This is a genomic window from Paracoccus gahaiensis, from assembly GCF_005048225.1.
Lineage (GTDB): Bacteria > Pseudomonadota > Alphaproteobacteria > Rhodobacterales > Rhodobacteraceae > Paracoccus > Paracoccus gahaiensis.
The window spans coordinates 174337-192846 of sequence record NZ_SUNI01000003.1; the positions used below are offsets into that span (position 1 = coordinate 174337).

Consider the following 18510-nt stretch of genomic DNA (forward strand, 5'->3'; position numbering starts at 1 on the left):
ATCCGACAGGAGCCTCCCATGCCCGACGACATGCCCCCCGCCGACCGCGAGACCCCCACCGCCACCTATGACGGACCGGTCGGGGGATGGGGGTCGGCCAAGGGCATGGCCGCCGTGGCACGCACCGCGCGCTCCGGCCCCGGCGCCTTCGAGACGTTGCGCCACCAGAACAAGCCCGGCGGGTTGATGTGCTCGTCCTGCGCCTGGGCCAAGCCCCCCAATCCCCATGTCGTTGAGTTCTGCGAGAACGGCGCCAAGGCGACGCTGTGGGATCTGACCAGCGCCCGCTGCGGCCCCGGCTTCTTCCGCGATCACACGGTGACCGAACTGGCCACTTGGTCGGAATACGACCTGGAGCGTGCCGGGCGCCTGACCCACCCCCTGCGCTATGACGCCGCTACCGACCGCTATGTCGAGACGACCTGGGACGCGGCCTTCTCGCAGATCGGCCGCGAATTGCAGGCCGCCGATCCCAAGGCCACGACCTTCTACGCCTCGGGCAAGGCGGGGCTGGAGGCGTCGTTCCTCTATGGCCTCTTCGCCCGCGCGATGGGGCACAACAACCTGCCCGACAGCTCCAACATGTGCCACGAGACGACCTCGGTCGGCCTCAAGGAGGTCATCGGCTCGCCCGTGGGCACCTGCGTGCTGGAGGATTTCGACCATTGCGACATGATCCTGCATGTCGGCCAGAACCCGGGCACCAACAGCCCGCGCATGCTGCATCCGCTGCAGCAGGCGGCCAAGCGGGGCTGCTGCATCGTGGCGATCAACCCGCTGCGCGAAAAGGGCCTGATCGAATTCGCCAATCCGCAAAGCGCCTGGCAGATGACCGTGGGCGCGCCGACCGAGATCGCGGACCGCTATCTTCAGGTCCGCGCGGGCGGCGACATCGCGGCCCTGACCGGCATCGCCAAACATGTGCTGGCGCTGGAGAAGGCCGAGGGCGGGGTGCTGGACCACGCCTTCCTGGACGCGCATTGCCACGGGCTGCAGGACTGGATGGCTTGGGTCGACGCGACCGAATGGGTCGATCTGGAACAGGTCAGCGGCCTGACCCGTGCCGCGATGGAGGGGATCGGCGCGATCTATGCCCGCTCCAAGGCGGTGATCGGCGTCTATGGCATGGGGCTGACGCAGCATGTGCACGGCTCGGATGCGATCGGCGCGCTGGTGAATCTTCTGCTGCTGCGCGGCAATATCGGCCGCAAGGGGGCGGGCGCCAGCCCGGTGCGCGGCCATTCCAATGTGCAGGGCCAGCGCACCGTGGGCATCACCGAAAAGCCCGAACTGGTGCCGAACGACAGGCTGCGCGACCTGTTCGACATTGAGCCGCCGATGGACGAGGGCTGGACCACCATCGCCTTCGTGCAGGCGCTGCTGGAGGGGCGCGCCAAGGTCTTCTTGGGTCTGGGCGGCAACCTGGCCCGCGCGGTGCCCGATACCGACCGCGTGGCCGAGGCCTGGGGCCGGATGGACCTGACGGTCCATGTCGCCACCCGCCTCAATCGCACGCATCTGATGCCGGGGCGGTCCTCGTGGATCCTGCCCTGCCTCGTGCGCGCCGAGGAGGACATGCAGGACGGCACCAACCAGCAGGTCACCATCGAGGACAGCTTCAGCCATATCCACGGCTCGATCGGCAAGCGCGGCCCCGCCAGCCCGCATCTGCTGTCCGAGACGGCCATCGTCGCCCGGCTGGCCGAGGCGACGCTGCCGGTGAATGCCAAGATGCCTTGGGACCACTGGACCCGCGACTATGGCCGCATCCGCGACCTGATCGAGGCGGTCTATCCCGACGATTTCCGCGATTTCAACGCGCGCATGAACCAGCCCGGCGGCTTCTATCGCGGCAACCCCGCGCGCGACCGCGACTGGCAGACCGACAGCGGCAAGGCGCAGTTCACCGTGCCGGCCGCGCTGGACGCGACCGGGCTGGGGCGCGATCCGGGCCTCTATCGCCTGATCACGCTGCGGTCGAACGACCAGTTCAACACCACCGTCTATGGCATGTCCGACCGGCTGCGCGGGATCGAGGGCGACCGCATGCTGGTGATGATGTCGCCCGAGGACATGGCCGCCGAGGGGCTGGTGGCCGAGCAGCGCATTGCCTTGGCGGGCGACGCCGAGGACGGGATCGCGCGCCGGGTTGCGGGGCTGCGCATCATCCCCTATGACCTGCCGCGCGGCTGCATCGCGGGATATTTCCCCGAGCTGAACCCGCTGTCGCCCCTGTCGCGGGCCGATCTGGCCTCGGACACGCCGGCGACCAAGGGAATCCCCGTCCGCCTGGACCTGGCCTGATCGGGCGCGACCCGACCCGAAAGGTCCCTTCCCATGCCGCAATTGCTGGCGTTCACCCTTCTGGCGCTGATCCTGTGGATCGGCGACATCGTCTCGACCCGGACCCGATCCTGGCTGCCCTCGGTCTTCGTCTGCGCGCTGCTGTTCCTGGCGGGCTATTGGACCTTCTTCCCCGAGGACATCGTCCAGACCGCGGGTTTCCAAACGCCCATCGTCTTTCTGGCGATGTATCTGCTGATCACCAACATGGGCACGCTGCTGTCGGTCGAGGAGCTGGGCCGCCAATGGCGCACCGTCGTCATCGCCCTGTCGGGGATCGGCGGCATCCTGGTGCTGCTGTTCACCGTCGGGCTGACGGTGCTGGACTGGCAAACCATCGTCGTGGGGGCACCGCCCCTGGTGGGGGGCGTCGTGGCCTCGCTGATCATGTCGCAGGCGGCGGCGGACGCCGGGCTGCAGGCACTGTCGGTGCTGGCGATCCTGATCTATGTGATGCAGGGATTCGCGGGCTATCCCCTGACCGCGATCATGCTGAAACGCGAGGGGCGGCGCGTGCTGGCGGCCCATCGCGCGGGCAACTGGCAGGCCCCGGCGACCGCAGTCGAGACCGCCGAGGCGCCCCTGCCGCCGCGCCTGTTCGCAGGCCTGCCCGCCGCCTATGACACCGCCTATTTCAAGATGCTGCGTCTTGGCGCCGTGGCCTTCGCCGCGTGGGGCTTGTCGGAACTGGCGGCGCCCCTCGTCACCATCAGCCCCTTCGTGCTGTGCCTGGTCTTCGGCGTCATCGCCACGTCCCTGGGGTTCCTGGAACGCGAGCCTCTGCGCAAGGCCAATGCCTTCGGCTTCACCGTGCTGATCCTGATGGTCTTCATCTTCGACGGGCTGAAGCGCGCCACGCCCGAGATGCTGGGCCAGCTGATCGTGCCCCTTGTGGCGATCATCGGCATCGGCCTGCTGGGGATGTATCTGGCCTCGTGGATCGTGGGGCGCCTGCTGGGCGTCACGCCCGCCATGGCCTTCGCCTGTTCGCTGACCGCGCTTTACGGCTTTCCGGCGGATTACATCATCACCAAGGACGTGATCGACACCCTGACCGAGGACGCGGCCGAGCGCGAGGCCTTGACCGCCCATCTGCTGCCGCCGATGCTGGTGGCGGGCTTCGTGACCGTCACCATGGTGTCGGTCGTGCTGGCAGGGATATTCGTGGGGATGATCGCATGACCGGATTTGCCGATGCCCGCCGCATCGAGGCCCTGATCGAGGGGATCGACCGGTTCAACGCCACGCCGGGGCAGGGGACGACGCGGCTGACCTACAGCCCCGAATATGCGCAGGCGCGCAACTTCGTCGCCTCGCAGATGGTCGAGGCGGGGCTGGCCGTGCGCGAGGATGCGGTGGGCAACGTCTTTGGCCGGATCGAGGGCACGAATCCCGGTCTGGCGCCGATCCTGGTGGGCTCGCATCTGGATTCGGTCCCGAATGGCGGGCGCTTCGACGGGCCGGCGGGCGTGGTCGCGGGGATCGAGACCGCGTTCCTCTTCCGCGACCTGGGCCTGCGCCCCGAACGCCCGGTCGAGGTCATCGCCCTGATCGAGGAGGAGGGCGCGCGCTTTGGCGGCGGTCTGTTCGGATCGCGGCTGCTGACGGGGCAGGTGGACCCCGCCACGCTGGAGGATCTGCGCGACGATGACGGGATCTCCGCCGCCGACGCCATGCGCGACTATGGGCTGGACCCGGCGCGGGCAGGGCAGGCGGCTTTGGCGCCGGGTGCCGTGCATGCCTTTCTGGAACTGCATATCGAGCAGGGCCCGGTGCTGGAGGCCGAGGGCCGCGACATTGCCATCGTGGACCGCATCGTGGGTCTGGCGCAGCTGAAGGTCACCGTCAGGGGCCGGGCGGGACATGCCGGCACCACGCCGATGGACCAGCGCCGCGACGCGCTGGTGGGGGCGGTGGGCATCCTGTCCCACCTGCCCGATCTGGCGCGGCAGCTGGGCCGCGACAGCGTGCTGACCGTGGGCAAGATGGAGGTCCTGCCCGGCGGCGCCAATGTCATCCCCGACCATGTCTGGTTCACCGTCGATCTGCGCGCGCCCGCCGAGGCGGATGTGCGCCAGCTGATCGACATGGTCCACGCCACCGCCGCCCATGCGCAGGGCAACGGCCTGACCTGCACGGTCGAGCAACAGCTTTACGCGGCCCCCACGCCCCTGTCGGGCCAGATCCATGCGGCGCTGACGGGGCAGGCGGATGCCTTGGGCGTCTCGCATCGGGTGATGGTCAGCGGGGCGGGGCATGACGCGATGATCATGGCGGGGGTCGCGCCCACGGGCCTGATCTTCGTGCCGAGCCGGGGCGGGATCTCTCACGCGCCCGAGGAATGGACCGATTACCTGCAGCTGGCGCGGGGCATCGACGTGATCTTTGCCACGATCCGGCAGATGTCGAACGCCCGCCCGGGCTGATGCGCGGACCTCAGCGCTCCAGCACCAGCAGATCGCCCTCGAAGCTGACGCGGGCGAAGCGGCGCAGGTAGGACATGCCCAGCAGGCTGTCCTGCAATTCGCTGTCGATGACCACGGCGGGCACGTTGCGGTCCAGCGCATCGCCAAGCGCGAAGTCCGCAATGGTGACGGGCGCGGTGCCCACGCGCCCGTTCGCGGTCACCGCCTGGCCCGAGAACCGCAGCCGCCCCAGATCCAGCCCGATCGCCTCGGCGTCGCTGCGGCTGAGCGCGACGGTGGTCGCGCCGGTATCGACGATGAAATCGACGGGCGTGCCGTTCAGCAGCGCCTCCAGATGGAAATGCCCGCCGGGGCCGGCCGGGATCTCGATCCGGGCGCCGCCCTCCAGCACCTGCTGGCGCGGCGCGTTGGCCCCCTGCCACCAGTCATAGCCCAGGGCCAGCCCGGCGATCACCACGCCCCACAGGAACAGCTGGCGCAGCGCTCGCCCGCCGCGACCCGACAGCTCGACCAGCATGGCGCCGCCGATGACGACCAGCAGCAGGCCGTAGAAGGCCAGGCGCGCGACCTCGTCCCCGCTCATGCGAAGAGCCCCGATCCCTTGAGCCCGTCGATGACGAACTGCACCGACAGCGCCGCCAGCAGCATCCCCAGCAGGCGCGTGACGACCATCGTGCCGGTCCGGCCAAGGGCGCGGGCCAGGGGCGTCGCCAGCACGAACAGGACCATGCAGATGCCCAGCACGGCCAGCATCATCAGATGGATCATGACCAGATGAACGGCCCCCTGATTCTCGCCCGCCAGCAGGATCATCGTGGCCAGCGCGCCGGGCCCCGCCAGCAGCGGCATGGCCAGCGGAAAGACCGACGGATCGTGGCCGGGATCGTCGCCCTCGGCCTGGCCCTCGCGCCGCTCGGTGCGGCGTTCGAACAGCATGTCCAGCGCGGTCAGGAACAGCAAAAGCCCCCCGGCGATGCGGAAGGCCGAGATCGAGATGCCGATGCCCGACAGGATCGCCTCTCCGGCCAGCCCGAACAGGGTCAGCAGGATTGCCGCAATCACCAGCGATCTCAGGCCGATGCGCAGCCGGGCCGAGGCGTCCATGCCCGGGGTCAGGGCGATGAAGATCGGCGCCAGCCCGATCGGGTCGATGACCACGAACAGGGTGACGAAGGCGGTGATGGTGGTGGCCATGTCCATGCCCCCTTATTGCCCGGCACGCGCCCGCTGCCAAGCGCTGCCGTCCCTGCGCGCAGCCCCTGCGGACAGCCGCCGATCCTCACGGGAATGGGCTTTGCATTCCCCTGGGCAAGGGCGTAAATGTCGACGGCGGGTGATCCGAGCACCCTGCAAGGGAGTTTCTCATGCTGAACAACATTGGCCTTCCCGGCATCCTTCTGATCGCGGTCGTCGTGCTGGTCCTTTTCGGACGCGGCAAGGTGTCCTCGCTGATGGGAGAGGTCGGCAAAGGCATCACCGCCTTCAAGCGCGGCGTCAACGATCCCGCCAATGACGTGGAAACCGCCGCCGATGTGGACCGCACCCCGCCCCGCCAGGTGCCGGGCGAGGCCGCGCGCGACGTGACCCCGCACGGGACCCATGGCGTGATGCCGGGGTCCACCTCCGTCGGCCCCGATGGCGCGCCGATCCCCGGCCCGCGTTCGACCGACCGCAGCTGATCGCCGGAAAGGCAGGGATCCCATGCTGGACATCGGCTGGACCGAGCTGCTGCTGATCGGCATCGTCGCCCTGATCGTAGTGGGTCCCAAGGACCTGCCGCATCTGTTCCACGCCCTTGGCCGGTTCACGGCCAAGGCCCGTGGCATGGCGCGCGAATTCTCTTCGGCGATGGAGGATGCCGCCAAGGGATCGGGCCTCGACGAGGCCTCGAAATCGCTGCGCGACGTCAAGAACCTGACCTCGAAGAAATCGCTTGGCCTCGACGCGCTGGACCGCGCGGCGGACCGGTTCGAGAAATGGGACCCCAAGCGCGCCGCCCCCAAGGGCGCCGGCCTGCAGCCCGATCCCGATGCCCCCGCCACGCCGCAGGCGACGGCTCCGATCGGGGCACCCGTCGCGGCCCCGGCATCGTCCCCCGCCAATGGCGCGCCACCCGTCGCCCCTGTGGGTGCCCCCGCCGAGATGGCGGCTGCTCCCCGGGTGGCGCCGGTCCCGGCCCAGCCTGCCTCGCCCCAATCCCCTGCGGTCCCGACCGTCGCGGCCCCGTCCGTTGCGACCGAGGGCCCGGCCCCCGCGCGGCGCCTGCATGCGGTGCGCCGCCGCGACATGAAAGACGACTGAATTGGCCAGCAAGACCAAGACCAAGGCGCGGACGGATGACGATCTGGATGACAGCTCGGCCCCGCTGATCGAACATCTGACCGAGCTGCGCACCCGCATCATCTGGTCGATGGTCGCCTTCATCATCGCGATGGTGCTGAGCTACACGATCTGGAACCCGATCTACAACGTCCTGACTCAGCCCATCTGCCATGCGCTGGAGGAACGCGGTCAGGAATGCGGCCTGATCCTGCTGAAGCTGCAGGAGGGCTTCTTCGTGGCCGTCCGCATCTCGCTTCTGGGCGGGTTCGTGCTGGCCTTTCCGATCATCGGCTACCAGATGTGGCGTTTCGTCGCCCCGGGCCTCTATCGCAACGAGAAGGCGGCCTTCTTTCCCTTCCTGATCGCCTCGCCGGTCATGTTCTTCATCGGCGGATCCTTCGCCTTCTACGTCATCCTGCCGATGGCCTACGACTTCTTCCTGGGCTTCCAGCAGGGGCCGCTGCAGCTGCCCGACGATGCGGCGGCAGCCGGGGCGGCAGTCCCCGAGGCCAGCGCATTGGCGGCGATCGTCTTCCAGGGCTCGGTCGACGAGTACCTGTCGCTGACCATCAAGTTCATCCTGGCCTTCGGCCTCAGCTTCCAGCTGCCCGTGCTGCTGACGCTGATGGGCAAGGCGGGGCTGGTCTCGGCCGAGGGGCTGGGCTCGGTGCGCCGCTATGCGGTGGTGGCGATCCTGGCGCTGGCGGCGGTGGCGACGCCGCCCGACGTCATCTCGCAGGTGGTGCTGTTCGTGGTGATCTATGGGCTCTACGAGGTCTCGATCCAGCTGGTCGCGCGGATCGAGCGCAAGCGCGAGGCACATCTGCGCGCCCAAGGGCTGTGGGTCGAGGATGACGAGGACGAGGGCGACGACCCGGCGACGGCGCGATGACCCGCCCGGTTCTGGATCGCATCGCCGAGGCGCTGGAACGGCTGGCCCCGCCGCCCGTGCCCGCCCCGGATTTCGCCAAGGCCACAGCCTTTGCCTGGCATCCCGATCCCGACCGGCTGGAGCCGGTCGAGAAGGTCGACCGCGTCGCGCTGGACCAGCTGATCGGCATCGACCGCGCCCGGCAGGTGCTGCTGGACAACACGCTGCAATTCGCCCGGGGCTTCGGCGCGAACAACGCGCTTCTGTGGGGCGCGCGGGGGATGGGGAAATCCTCGCTGGTCAAGGCCGTCCATGCCGAGGCCGTGGCGCAGGGCCTGCCGCTGGTGCTGGTCGAGATCGCCCGCGACGATCTGGCCTCGGTCTCGCGGCTGCTGGCGGTGCTGGGGCGGGCCTCGACGCGGCGCTTCCTGCTGTTCTCGGACGATCTGTCCTTCGGGCAGGAGGATGCGCAGTACAAGTCGCTCAAGGCGGTGCTGGACGGCGGCATCAGCGGGCGCCCGGCGAATGTGATCCTCTACGCCACCTCGAACCGCCGCCACCTGATGGCCCGCGACATGATCGACAATGAGCGCGCGACCGCGATCCATCCCGGCGAGGCGGTCGAGGAAAAGGTCTCGCTGTCGGACCGGTTCGGGCTGTGGCTGGGCTTTCACCCCTGCGATCAGGATCAGTTCCTGGCGATGGTGCGGGGCTATTGCGCGGTCCACGGGCTGCAGATCGACCCCGACCGGCTGCGGGCCGAGGCGATCGAATGGCAGGCGACGCGGGGCGCGCGCTCGGGCCGGGTGGCGTGGCAGCTGTTCACGGATCTGGCGGGGCGGCATGGCCTGGCGGCCTGATCCGCGATGACCGGGCGCAGCGCGAATGTCCTGACCGGAACCCGCATCCGCGAGCGGCGTCTGGCCCTGTCGCGCCGGCAGGCCGAGGTGGCCCGGTCCATCGGCATCTCGGCGGCCTATCTGAACCTGATCGAACACAACCGCCGCCCCGTCGGCCCCGACCTGATCGCCCGGCTGGCCGCCGAGCTGGAGGTGCCCGCCGACGAGCTGGCCGAGGGTCGCGAGGAGATCCGCATCGCCGCCCTGCGCGAGGCGGCGGCCCATCCCGTCGCCGTGGGCACCTCACCCGAGCTGGATCAGGTCACCGAATACCTGGCCCGCTATCCCGGCTGGTCGGCGCTGCTGATCGCCCATGCCCGGCGCGCGGGCGGGCTGGAGCGCCAGCTGGTCGACCTGTCGGACCGCATGACGCAGGACCCCTACCTGCTGACAACGCTGCACGAGATCCTGTCGGCGGTGACCGCCGTGCGCTCGACCGCCGCGATCCTGGTCGAGGAGGGCGAGATCTCGCCCGAATGGCGGCGGCGCTTTCACCAGAACCTGCATCAGGACAGCCAGCGCCTGTCACTGACCGCGCAGGCGCTGGTGGCCCATCTGGACAGCTTCGAGGCCGAGGGCCAGGCCGCCACCCCCCAGGAAGAGGTCGAGGCCTGGCTGGCCGAGGCGGGGGCGGACGGGCCCGATCCCTCGACCCTGGCCTCGGATGCGGCGCAGGCGATGGCGGCGGTCCTTCTGGACGGGCTGCAGGCGGATCGTGCGGCGCTGCCCGATGCGGTGCTGGCGGGCGCGGTCGCGGATGCCGGGCGCCCGGTCGATCCGCTGCGGCTGGCGGGCCTTCTGGACCGGCCGCTGGATCTGGTGCTGCGGCGGCTGGCCGATCTGCGCCCGCCGGGCTTCGAGGGGGCGGGGCTGCTGGCCTGCGACGGCTCGGGCGTGCTGACCCTGCGCCGCGCCGCGCAGGGCTTTGCGCTGCCGCGCCCGGGTGACAGTTGCGCGCTGTGGCCCCTCTATCATGCGCTGGCGGTGCCGCAGGTGGCGCTGTCGCGTACGGTCGTGACGCCCGAGGGGCGGGGCTTCGCCACGCTGTCCTATGCGCAGCGCCGTCAGCCGCGCGGGCTGGACGGCCCGCTGCTGACGGATGCGCTGATGCTGCTAATGCCGCTGGACGGGCCCGCGCCCGCCGATGCGCTGCCCATCGGCCCGGCCTGCCGCATCTGCCCCCGCCTCGACTGCCCGGCCCGGCGCGAGGCCTCGATCCTGATGCCGCAGGCGGGACCGGGCGGACGGGCCTGACCGTTCGGACATCGTCTTTGACACCGGACCGTGATCCGGCCCATGATCCGGGCGCGCAGATCGCGGGCAGGGGGGGCAAGCCGGATGAAGATGGACATCCTGATGATCGAGGACGAGCCCAACATCGCCGAAGCGGTGCGCTTCCTGCTGTCGCGCGAGGGCTGGCAGGTCGGGCTGCATGCCGATGGCGCCGGTGCGATCGAGGCGATCCGCGCCGCGACGCCCCGTCTGGTGATCCTGGACCTGATGCTGCCGCACCGCTCGGGCACGCAGATCCTGGACGATCTGCGCGCCGAGGGTGATGCGGCTCTGGCCGCCACCCCGGTTCTGATGCTGACTGCGCGCGGCCAGTCCGCCGAGGCCGGGGCGCGGGCGGACGAGGTCCTGGCCAAGCCCTTCGACAATGACGAGCTGCGCCAGACCGTGCGCCGGATGTTGCCGTGACGCGCGGGCGAGGGCCTGACGCAGACAGGCCTCGCAGCCGGGGGCCTGATGCCCTCACAGGCCGATGCGCGCCGGGCCGGGGCAGGGGGCGCTGATGCCCGAGCGGCCGCTGTTTCTGGAACGTGCCTCGTTTCACCGCCGCCGGCTTGGCGATGCGGCGCGGGTGCTGCCCGTCCTGACGATGCTCCTGATCCTGGTGCCGGTCTGGTGGATGCCCGCCAGCCTGTCCTATGCGGGCGGCGCGGTCTGGATCTTTGGCCTCTGGGCCGGGCTGATCGTCGTCGTGTGGGCGCTGCACCGCGCCCTGCTGCGCGCCGAGGCCGCCACCCTGCGCGCCAGCGAGACGCCGCCTCCACCCCCGGCCGAGACGCCGCCCCCTCCGGTCAAGGGGCCCGCCGATGCCCTTTGAGGCCCTGCTGGCCACCTGCCTCGCCTATGTCGCGCTGATGTTCGGCGTGGCCTATGCCGCCGACCGCGCGGCGGCGCGGGGCCATGTGCGCTGGCTGGACCATCCGCTGGTCTACACGATGTCGCTGTCGGTCTATTGCTCGGCCTGGACCTTCTACGGCGCGGTGGGCTACGCCTCGCGATCCGGCCTGGAATTCGCGACGATCTATCTGGGGCCGACGCTGGTCTTCACCGCCGCCTGGTGGGGCCTGAGGCGTCTGGTGCGGGTGGCGCGGATGCACCATGTCACCTCGGTCGCGGACCTGATCTCGGCGCGATTCGGCAAGTCGAACCGGCTGGCGGCCATCGTGACGCTGATCGCGGTCATCGCCTCGACCCCCTATATCGCGCTGCAGCTGCAATCGGTGCGCCTGTCCTTCGAGGTCTTCGCGACCAACGCCCCGAACGGCCCCGAGATCAACGGCGCCCTTGGCGGCACCGCGCTGTGGGTGGCTGCCGGGCTGGCGCTGTTCACCATCCTCTTCGGCACCCGCAACCTGGCCGCCGACGAACGCCACCACGGCGTCGTCACCGCCATCGCGCTGGAGGCGGTGGTCAAGCTGGTGGCCTTCATCGCGCTTGGGGTCTTCGTGGTCTGGGGCCTGGCCGACGGGCCGGGCGACATGCTGGACCGCATCGCCCGCACCGCCGCCGATCCGCAGGTGGCCGAGGGCTGGCTGTTGAAGCCCGACCGCTGGACGGCGTTGATCCTGGTCTCGGCGGCGGCGATCCTGACCCTGCCGCGCATGTTCCAGGTGATGGTCGTCGAGGCCGCCGACGAGGAGCGCCTGCATGTCGCGGGCTGGGCCTTTCCGGCCTATCTGTTCGCCATGTCGCTCTTCGTGCTGCCCATCGCGGTGATGGGGCGCGAGCTTCTGCCCGCCGGATCGAACCCGGACCTGTACGTGCTGACCCTTCCTGCGGCGGCGGGGCAGGACATGCTGGCGCTGCTGGTCTTTCTGGGCGGCTTCTCGGCGGCGACCTCGATGGTGGTGGTCTGCGCGATCGCGGTGGCGACGATGGTGTCGAACCACTGGCTGGTGCCCGCCTGGCTGGCGCTGCGCCGCATCCCCTCGCCGGACGAGACCGACGACCTGCGCGGCTTCGTGCTGAACGCCCGGCGCATGGCGATCCTGGCCGTCATGGCGGCGGGCTGGGTCTATCACCAGGCCTCGGGCGGGACGGCGGCGCTGGCGGCGATGGGGCTGGTGGCCTTCACCGGCATGGCACAGGTGCTGCCCGCGATGCTGGGGGGCCTGTTATGGCGCGGCGCCAACCGCAAGGGCGCCTATGCGGGGATCGGATCGGGGCTGGTCCTGTGGATGGCGCTGATCTTCCTGCCCTCGGTGGGGGTGGGGGGCGATCTGCCGGTGCCGCCGGGGGTCGATCCCTGGACGGCGGCGGTGATGGCGTCGCTGATCGTGAACACGCTGGCCTTCATCGGCATGTCCATCTTTGGCTTTCCCGACCCGGTGGAACGCCTGCAGGGCCTGTCCTTCGTCTCGGCGGTGGAGCCCATCCGCCACAGCCGCATGATGCGCGGCGACGACCGGGCAGAGCCGCTGCTGGCGATGGCGCGCAAGGTCTGGGGGGCCGAGGCCGCGCTGCGCTATTTCCAGGCCGAGGCGCGGGCGCAGGGCCGGTCCGGCTATCTGCCCGACCTGACCCCGCGCTTCCTGACCCGGCTGGAGCGGCGGCTGGCGGGCTCGATCGGATCGGCGACGGCCCATGCGATGATCGACCGCGTGGCGGGGGGCGTGGCGCTGACTGTGGCCGACCTGCTGCAGGTCGCCGACGAGGCGCAGCGTGCCAAGGAGGAGACGCAGCGGCTGGAGGCCGCGCAGGCCGAACTGACCCGCACCGCCCGGCAGCTGCGCGAGGCCAATGACAAGCTGACCGACCTGTCGGTGCAGAAGGACGCCTTTCTCAGCCAGATCAGCCACGAGCTGCGCACCCCCATGACCTCGGTCCGGGCCTTTTCCGAGATCCTCAAGGAGCCCGACCTGACGCCCGAGGACCGCAGCCGCTTTGCCGGGATCATCCATACCGAGGCCGGACGGCTGACGCGGCTTCTGGACGATCTTCTGGACCTTTCGGTGCTGGAAAGCGGGCGGGCGCAGCTGAACGTGTCGGTCGTGAACCTGCACGACCTGATCACCCGGGCACTGGCCGCCGCCTCGGCCACCCGGCCCGAGCGGGGGTTCCTGATCGACCGCGACCTGCCGGCCGAGCATCTGGGGCTGATCACCGATCCCGACCGCCTGCTGCAGGTGCTGATCAATGTCATCACCAATGCCCGCAAATATTGCGACGCCGCCCATCCGGTGTTGATCCTGCGCACCCGCCGGCCCGAGACGGGGGGCGCGGTGATCGACATCGTGGACAATGGCAGCGGCATCGACAGCGGCCGCCAGTCGCTGATCTTCGAGAAGTTCGCCCGCCTGAACGACCCCGCCCGCGCCGGGGGGGCGGGCCTGGGCCTGGCCATCTGCCGCGAGATCATGCTGACCCTTGGCGGCGACATCAGCTATCTGCCCGGCCAGGGTGGTGCCGCATTCCGCATCACCCTGCCGCAGCGCCCGCCGGCCTCTGCGGGGTCCGAGCCGCCCGCTTAACGCTTTCTCAACCGCGACCGCCCAGATTGGGTCGTGGCGAGCAAGCGATTCGGACCCGACATGATCCAACCAGACCCCAACGAATGCGGCGAGGGCGTGTTGCGCCGCATGTTGCGGGTGCGCAGTCAGGCCAGGCTGGGGCAGGGCGGGGCCCCGCAGCTGCCCTCGCCCGCAGCGCCCACCCCGGCGCGGGCGGCGGCCACCGCGATCGGGCGGGCGGCGGACCGGCTGTACAAGCTGCCGGTGCGGACGCTGTCGGTGCGGCCCGGGGCGCTGACCCTGGCCGAACTGCCCGAACTGCTGCCCGAACTGCCGCTGATCGCGGTGCTGCAGGGGCCGGGCGATCGGCTGGGGGCGCTGGCGCTGTGCCCGCAGGCGGTCGCGGGGCTGGTCGAATGGCAGGCTTTGGGCCGGGTGACCTCGCGCGGGCTGGAACGCCGCCGCCCCTCGCGCAGCGATGCGCTGCTCTGCGCCGAATTCATCGACACCTTCCTGAAGGAACTGCCCGCCGAGATGGAGGGCGTCGAGGGCTTCGAGGCTGTGGCGGGTTTCAGTTTCATGACCCATCTGGACGATCCGCGCCCGCTGTCGCTGATGCTGGAAGACGTGCCCTTCCGCAGCCTCTCGTTCGATCTGGGCATCGGCGCGCCCGACATGCGCGAAGGCAAGCTGCTGCTGGCGCTGCCGCAGCCGGCGGGCCTGATCCGCCCGCGCGGCGAGGGGGCCGTGCCCCTGCAGATGGCGGCTCCGGTCGCCCCGCCGCCGCCACCGCCGCGCCCGACCCTGGCCGCCGCCATGCAGGAGGCGCCGGTCCAACTGTCCGCCATCCTCTGCCGCCGCCGCATCTCGCTGGCCGAGCTGCGCGGATTGACGCAGGGGCGATTGCTGACCCTGCCGCGCAACAGCCTGACGCAGGCGACCCTGGAAACCGCCGGGGGGCAGGTCTTGGCCACCGGCAAGCTGGGCGAGGCCGACGGGTGCCACGCGCTGCGCCTGCGCGATCCGACCCTGCCCATGGCAGGCGAGGACGGGGATTTGCCCGCCGGCGCGGGCTTGGGGGGCGGGGCCGGTCTGTCCGGCATGGCCGCGCCGCAGGACCTCGCAGCGCCCGATCCGTTCCGCACCCCCGGTGGCGCGGCGCCCGTCATCGATTTCCCCGCGATGACCGGCCTGACCCTGCTGGGCGGCTAGGGTGGCGCTTTCTCCTTGAATTCCCCGCGCTCCGGACGCATGTAACGGCGGTCCCGAATCCTGCGGGATGATTATGATGGAGTGACCATGGCCAAGGAAGAAATGCTCGAATTCCCCGGCGTCGTGAAGGAACTCCTGCCCAATGCGACATTCCGGGTCGAGCTTGAAAACGGCCATGAGATCATCGCACATATGGCAGGAAAGATGCGCAAGAACCGCATCCGCGTTCTGGCCGGCGACAAGGTGCAGGTGGAAATGAACACCTATGACCTGACCAAGGGGCGGATCAATTACCGCTTCAAGTAAACCCGCTGCCGGGGCCCTGGCCCCGCTGGCCGCCGAGACGGCAGACGGCCCGGTCCCCGCGCCGTCCCGCCCGCCCCGGCTGATCCTGGGATCGGCCAGCCCGCGACGGCTGGACCTGCTGGCCCAGATCGGCATCACCCCCCACGCCCTGCGCCCCGCCGAGATCGACGAGACCCCGCGCAAGGGCGAGGTGCCGCGCGATTATGTCCGCCGCATGGCCGCCGAGAAATCGGCAGCGCTGGACTTGGCCCCCGACGAGGCCGCGCTGACCGCCGACACCACCGTGGCTGTGGGCCGCCGCATCTTGGGCAAGCCCGTGGATCGTGACGAGGCCGCCGCCTTCATGCGCCTGATGTCAGGGCGCCGCCATGTCGTGCTGACGGCGATCGCGCTGCGCCACGGCCCCCGCCTGTCGCAGCGCCTGGTCGAGACCAAGGTCCGCATGCGCCCGATCGCCGCGCCCGAATTGCAGCGCTATCTGGACATGGGCGACTGGCAGGGCAAGGCTGGCGGCTATGCCATCCAAGGTGCCGCCGCGGCCTTCATCCCCTGGCTGCAGGGATCGTTCTCGGCCGTGGTGGGGCTGCCGCTGGCGGAGACCGCCGCGATGCTGGCCGCCATCGGCATCCACCCCGTTCCGCAAGGAGATGCCCCATGAAGGGTCGCCAAGTCGTTCTGGGCCATCTGTTCGGGCTCGAATCCGCCGCGTTGATGGAGGATGGCCAGCTGGTCGACCTGATGGTCGCCGCCGATCCCCTGACCGCGCTGGCGCCCGGCGCCATCTGCCGCGCGCAGACCGACCGCTTCATGAAGGGGCAGGGCGGGGTCTTCCTGCGGCTGCCCGACGGGCAGACCGGCTATCTGCGCGACCGCAAGAGCGTGTCCGAGGGCAAGCCCCTGCTGGTGCAGGTCGCGGGCGTCGCCGAAGAGGGCAAGGCCGTGCCCCTGTCCACCCGGCTGATCTTTCGCGGCCGCCATGTACTGGTGACGCCCGGCGCACCCGGCGTGAACGTCTCGCGCCGCATCCGCGACGAGGATCGCCGCGAGGCGCTGGAGGCCTTGGGCCGTGCCGCCTTGGGCGACCGCGACCACGGGCTGATCCTGCGCAGCGCTGCCGCCGAGGCCGAGGATGACGAGATCCTGGCCGAGCTGGCCGAGCTGATCGAGCTGACCGACCGCATCTGCGCCGAGACCTCGGGCGGCCCCGAGCTGCTGCTGGACGCCCCCACGCCCTGGGAGCAGGCCTGGATGGACTGGGCCGATCCCGTGCCCGATGCCGTCGAGGAGGGCGCGGACAGCTTCGAGCGCTGCGGCGTGCTGGACGCCGTCGACGCGCTGCTGGCCGATCGCCTGCCCTTGCCGGGCAGCGGCGATGCGCATGTCGAGGTGACGCGGGCGCTGGTGGCCGTCGACGTGAACACCGGCAATGACAGCTCGGCCGCCGCCGGGCTGAAGGCGAATATCGCGCTGGCCCGCGAATTGCCGCGCCAGCTGACGCTGCGGGGTCTGGGCGGCCAGATCGTCATCGACTTCGCCCCCATGCCCAAGCGCGACCGCGCCACGCTGGATCAGGTCCTGCAGGCCGCCTTCCGTCAGGCAGGCAGTGAGGCGACGCTGGTCGGCTGGACCGCGATGGGCCTCTACGAGCTGACCCGCAAGCGCGACCGCGTGCCGCTGGCCCGTCTGGCCGCCGCCGGAGGGGGGGCCTGATGGCCTGCCCGATCTGCAGTAAGGACAGCACCCCGCGCTATCGCCCCTTCTGCTCCAAGCGCTGCGCGGATGTCGATCTGGCCAAGTGGCTGCGCGGCGCCTATGTCATCCCCGGCCCGCCGCTGGAGGACGTGCCCTCGGACGATCCCGACCGGGACTGACCCAGGGGCCGAAAAACGGCGGGCGAAAAAACCGTGGCCAAAAAAACCACGGATTGGGTCTGGACAGTCGCCCCGCCGCTTCGTAAACACCGCTCACCCGACGCCAGAGATGGCGTCCTAGGGGGCCCGGATAGCTCAGTTGGTAGAGCAGCGGATTGAAAATTCGCGTGTCGGCGGTTCAAATCCGTCTCCGGGCACCACTTTCCTCAAAAGATTACTTTGCTGTCCGGATCACAGGCTCACGCAGGTTTGAGCAGGCCTCGCGGCATCCTGACCATCGGATCGCCGGGGAATCGCGCTACACTCGCCTCTTGCATGGATCCGGGGACCTTGTGCCTCGCACCTCCGGACCCGAGGAAGGAGATCGCGCGATGACCACCCCTCTCACCACCCGCCGGACCCTGCTGCGCCTTGCCGGGGCAGCCGCCGCCACGGGCATGTCGGGCCTTCTGGTCCCGGCTCATGCGCAGGGGGTCGCGCCCACGCCCTCGATGCGGGGCGGGGCCAACAATTACCGCCCCGGGGCGCCGGTCGTGGCGCGGATTGGCGGCGGCGGCTTCTGGATGACCGGCACCGTGCGCCGCGCGGGCGACGGGGCACCTCTGGCCGGGCAGCGCATCCAGATCTGGGCCCACACCACCGAGGGGCAGGAGCGTGACCCCCAGAGCCACGGCGCCACGCTGACGGATGCGGAGGGCGTCTTCCGGCTGGAGATGCCGCAGATCATCCCGGCCTTCGGACAGGCCCATGGCCATCTGGCCTATGACAGCGGAGAGTTCCAGACCGTCTTCCTGCGCCCCGTCATGGCACGGGCCAGCGATACCAGCCTGAACGCGGATTTCGTCCTGCAGCCGGCCTGATCGGCGTGCCGTCGACGAAGGTGGCGCGGGCGCGGGCGGGTCTGGTCTGGGCAGGCCTGCTGGTCGCCCTGATCGTTCCGGTCCTGGCCGCCGCCGCCAGCCCGCTGCTGGCATGGCGCGACCCGGTCTATATCCTCGCGGGGCTGGCGGGGGTCTTGGGGCTGGCGCTGCTGCTGGTCCAGCCGTTGCTGGCCGGGGGGATGCTGCCGGGCGTTTCGCTTGCCCGATCGCGGCGGGCCCATCGCTGGATCGGAGGAGGGCTGGTCGCCGCCGTCGTGATCCATGTCGCCGCGCTGTGGATCACCAGTCCGCCGGATGTGGTCGATGCGCTGCTGTTCAGATCGCCGACCTCCTTTTCGGTCTGGGGCGTCATCGCCATGTGGGCGGTTTTTGCCGCGGCCCTGCTGGCGGCCTCCCGCCGCCGCCTGCGGTTGCGCCCAAGCACCTGGCGACGGGCCCACACCGCGCTGGCCGCCGTGATCGTGCTGGGAACCGTCCTGCATGCGCTGCTGATCCAGGGGACGATGGAGACGGTCTCCAAGATCCTCCTTTGCGCGCTGGTCGTCGCTGCGACGGCCAGGGTGGTGGCCGGGCGACGGACCCCGACCCGCCGACCCCGGTGATCTCTCTTGGTGCCACGATGACCGGCCCCGGATGCCCC

The 18510-nt window shown here is 70.3% G+C and carries 20 protein-coding genes and 1 tRNA gene; 19 read left to right on the plus strand and 2 right to left on the minus strand.

Annotated elements, in window-relative coordinates:
* Positions 1–18: 18 nt before the first annotated feature.
* Genes FA743_RS05545 through FA743_RS05555 form a run of 3 tightly spaced genes read left to right on the plus strand, consistent with a single transcriptional unit; the run spans position 19 to position 4769 of the window.
* Positions 19–2304, plus strand: a complete 2286-nt coding sequence (locus tag FA743_RS05545; protein ID WP_425467173.1) for an FdhF/YdeP family oxidoreductase — start codon at positions 19–21, stop codon at positions 2302–2304.
* Between the two features lie 33 nt (positions 2305–2337).
* The gene (locus FA743_RS05550) at positions 2338–3525 is read left to right on the plus strand and encodes a hypothetical protein (RefSeq protein ID WP_136884882.1); all 1188 of its coding nucleotides are present in this window, start codon (positions 2338–2340) and stop codon (positions 3523–3525) included.
* Positions 3522–4769 (plus strand): Zn-dependent hydrolase, encoded by a 1248-nt coding sequence (locus FA743_RS05555; RefSeq protein ID WP_136884883.1) that lies wholly within the window; start codon positions 3522–3524, stop codon positions 4767–4769. Before FA743_RS05550 ends, FA743_RS05555 begins: the two co-directional genes overlap by 4 nt.
* A 10-nt stretch (positions 4770–4779) precedes the next feature.
* On the opposite strand, the gene FA743_RS05560 is transcribed toward FA743_RS05555, so the two are convergent.
* Positions 4780–5352, minus strand: a complete 573-nt coding sequence (locus tag FA743_RS05560; RefSeq protein ID WP_136884884.1) for a retropepsin-like aspartic protease family protein — start codon at positions 5350–5352, stop codon at positions 4780–4782.
* Positions 5349–5969, minus strand: coding sequence for a MarC family protein (locus FA743_RS05565; RefSeq protein WP_136884885.1), 621 nt, complete (start codon positions 5967–5969; stop codon positions 5349–5351). Before FA743_RS05565 ends, FA743_RS05560 begins: the two co-directional genes overlap by 4 nt.
* A gap of 164 nt (positions 5970–6133) precedes the next feature.
* Here FA743_RS05565 and FA743_RS05570 point away from each other — a divergent pair, with 164 nt between their 5' ends.
* The 16 genes from FA743_RS05570 (at position 6134) to FA743_RS05645 (ending at position 18472) form a co-directional block, all read left to right on the plus strand.
* Positions 6134–6448 (plus strand): twin-arginine translocase TatA/TatE family subunit, encoded by a 315-nt coding sequence (locus FA743_RS05570; protein ID WP_136884886.1) that lies wholly within the window; start codon positions 6134–6136, stop codon positions 6446–6448.
* 22 nt (positions 6449–6470) lie between these two features.
* Positions 6471–7070 (plus strand): Sec-independent protein translocase protein TatB, encoded by a 600-nt coding sequence (gene tatB, locus FA743_RS05575; RefSeq protein ID WP_136884887.1) that lies wholly within the window; start codon positions 6471–6473, stop codon positions 7068–7070.
* 1 nt (position 7071) lies between these two features.
* Positions 7072–7983 carry a twin-arginine translocase subunit TatC gene (gene tatC / locus FA743_RS05580; protein WP_136884888.1) on the plus strand — a complete coding sequence of 304 codons (912 nt, stop codon included), beginning with the start codon at positions 7072–7074 and terminating at the stop codon, positions 7981–7983.
* Entirely contained in the window at positions 7980–8822 is an 843-nt protein-coding gene (locus tag FA743_RS05585; protein ID WP_136884889.1) for an ATP-binding protein, read from the plus strand. Before tatC ends, FA743_RS05585 begins: the two co-directional genes overlap by 4 nt.
* Positions 8823–8828: 6 nt before the next feature.
* Positions 8829–10115 carry a short-chain fatty acyl-CoA regulator family protein gene (locus FA743_RS05590; protein ID WP_136884890.1) on the plus strand — a complete coding sequence of 429 codons (1287 nt, stop codon included), beginning with the start codon at positions 8829–8831 and terminating at the stop codon, positions 10113–10115.
* 84 nt (positions 10116–10199) lie between these two features.
* Positions 10200–10559 carry a response regulator transcription factor gene (locus tag FA743_RS05595; protein ID WP_136884891.1) on the plus strand — a complete coding sequence of 120 codons (360 nt, stop codon included), beginning with the start codon at positions 10200–10202 and terminating at the stop codon, positions 10557–10559.
* Between the two features lie 94 nt (positions 10560–10653).
* On the plus strand, positions 10654–10968 hold the full coding sequence (locus tag FA743_RS05600) for a hypothetical protein (protein WP_246054845.1): 315 nt from the start codon (positions 10654–10656) through the stop codon (positions 10966–10968).
* Positions 10958–13621 carry a sensor histidine kinase gene (locus FA743_RS05605; RefSeq protein WP_136884892.1) on the plus strand — a complete coding sequence of 888 codons (2664 nt, stop codon included), beginning with the start codon at positions 10958–10960 and terminating at the stop codon, positions 13619–13621. The genes FA743_RS05600 and FA743_RS05605 overlap by 11 nt, the downstream gene beginning before the upstream one ends.
* 60 nt (positions 13622–13681) lie before the next feature.
* Positions 13682–14812, plus strand: coding sequence for a FliM/FliN family flagellar motor switch protein (locus tag FA743_RS05610; protein ID WP_136884893.1), 1131 nt, complete (start codon positions 13682–13684; stop codon positions 14810–14812).
* Between the two features lie 87 nt (positions 14813–14899).
* A complete protein-coding gene (infA, locus tag FA743_RS05615) occupies positions 14900–15118 on the plus strand; it encodes a translation initiation factor IF-1 (RefSeq protein WP_010397442.1) in 219 nt (72 codons plus the stop codon).
* A gap of 25 nt (positions 15119–15143) precedes the next feature.
* A complete protein-coding gene (locus FA743_RS05620; RefSeq protein ID WP_136884894.1) occupies positions 15144–15776 on the plus strand; it encodes a Maf family protein in 633 nt (210 codons plus the stop codon).
* Positions 15773–16828, plus strand: coding sequence for a ribonuclease E/G (locus FA743_RS05625; protein WP_136884895.1), 1056 nt, complete (start codon positions 15773–15775; stop codon positions 16826–16828). Before FA743_RS05620 ends, FA743_RS05625 begins: the two co-directional genes overlap by 4 nt.
* Entirely contained in the window at positions 16828–16989 is a 162-nt protein-coding gene (locus FA743_RS05630) for a DNA gyrase inhibitor YacG (protein ID WP_136884896.1), read from the plus strand. The genes FA743_RS05625 and FA743_RS05630 overlap by 1 nt, the downstream gene beginning before the upstream one ends.
* 124 nt (positions 16990–17113) lie before the next feature.
* Positions 17114–17189 (plus strand) — tRNA-Phe (locus FA743_RS05635).
* A gap of 171 nt (positions 17190–17360) precedes the next feature.
* Entirely contained in the window at positions 17361–17849 is a 489-nt protein-coding gene (locus FA743_RS05640) for a peptidase associated/transthyretin-like domain-containing protein (RefSeq protein WP_136884897.1), read from the plus strand.
* A 5-nt stretch (positions 17850–17854) separates the two neighbouring features.
* On the plus strand, positions 17855–18472 hold the full coding sequence (locus tag FA743_RS05645; protein ID WP_246054846.1) for a ferric reductase-like transmembrane domain-containing protein: 618 nt from the start codon (positions 17855–17857) through the stop codon (positions 18470–18472).
* Positions 18473–18510 lie beyond the last annotated feature (38 nt).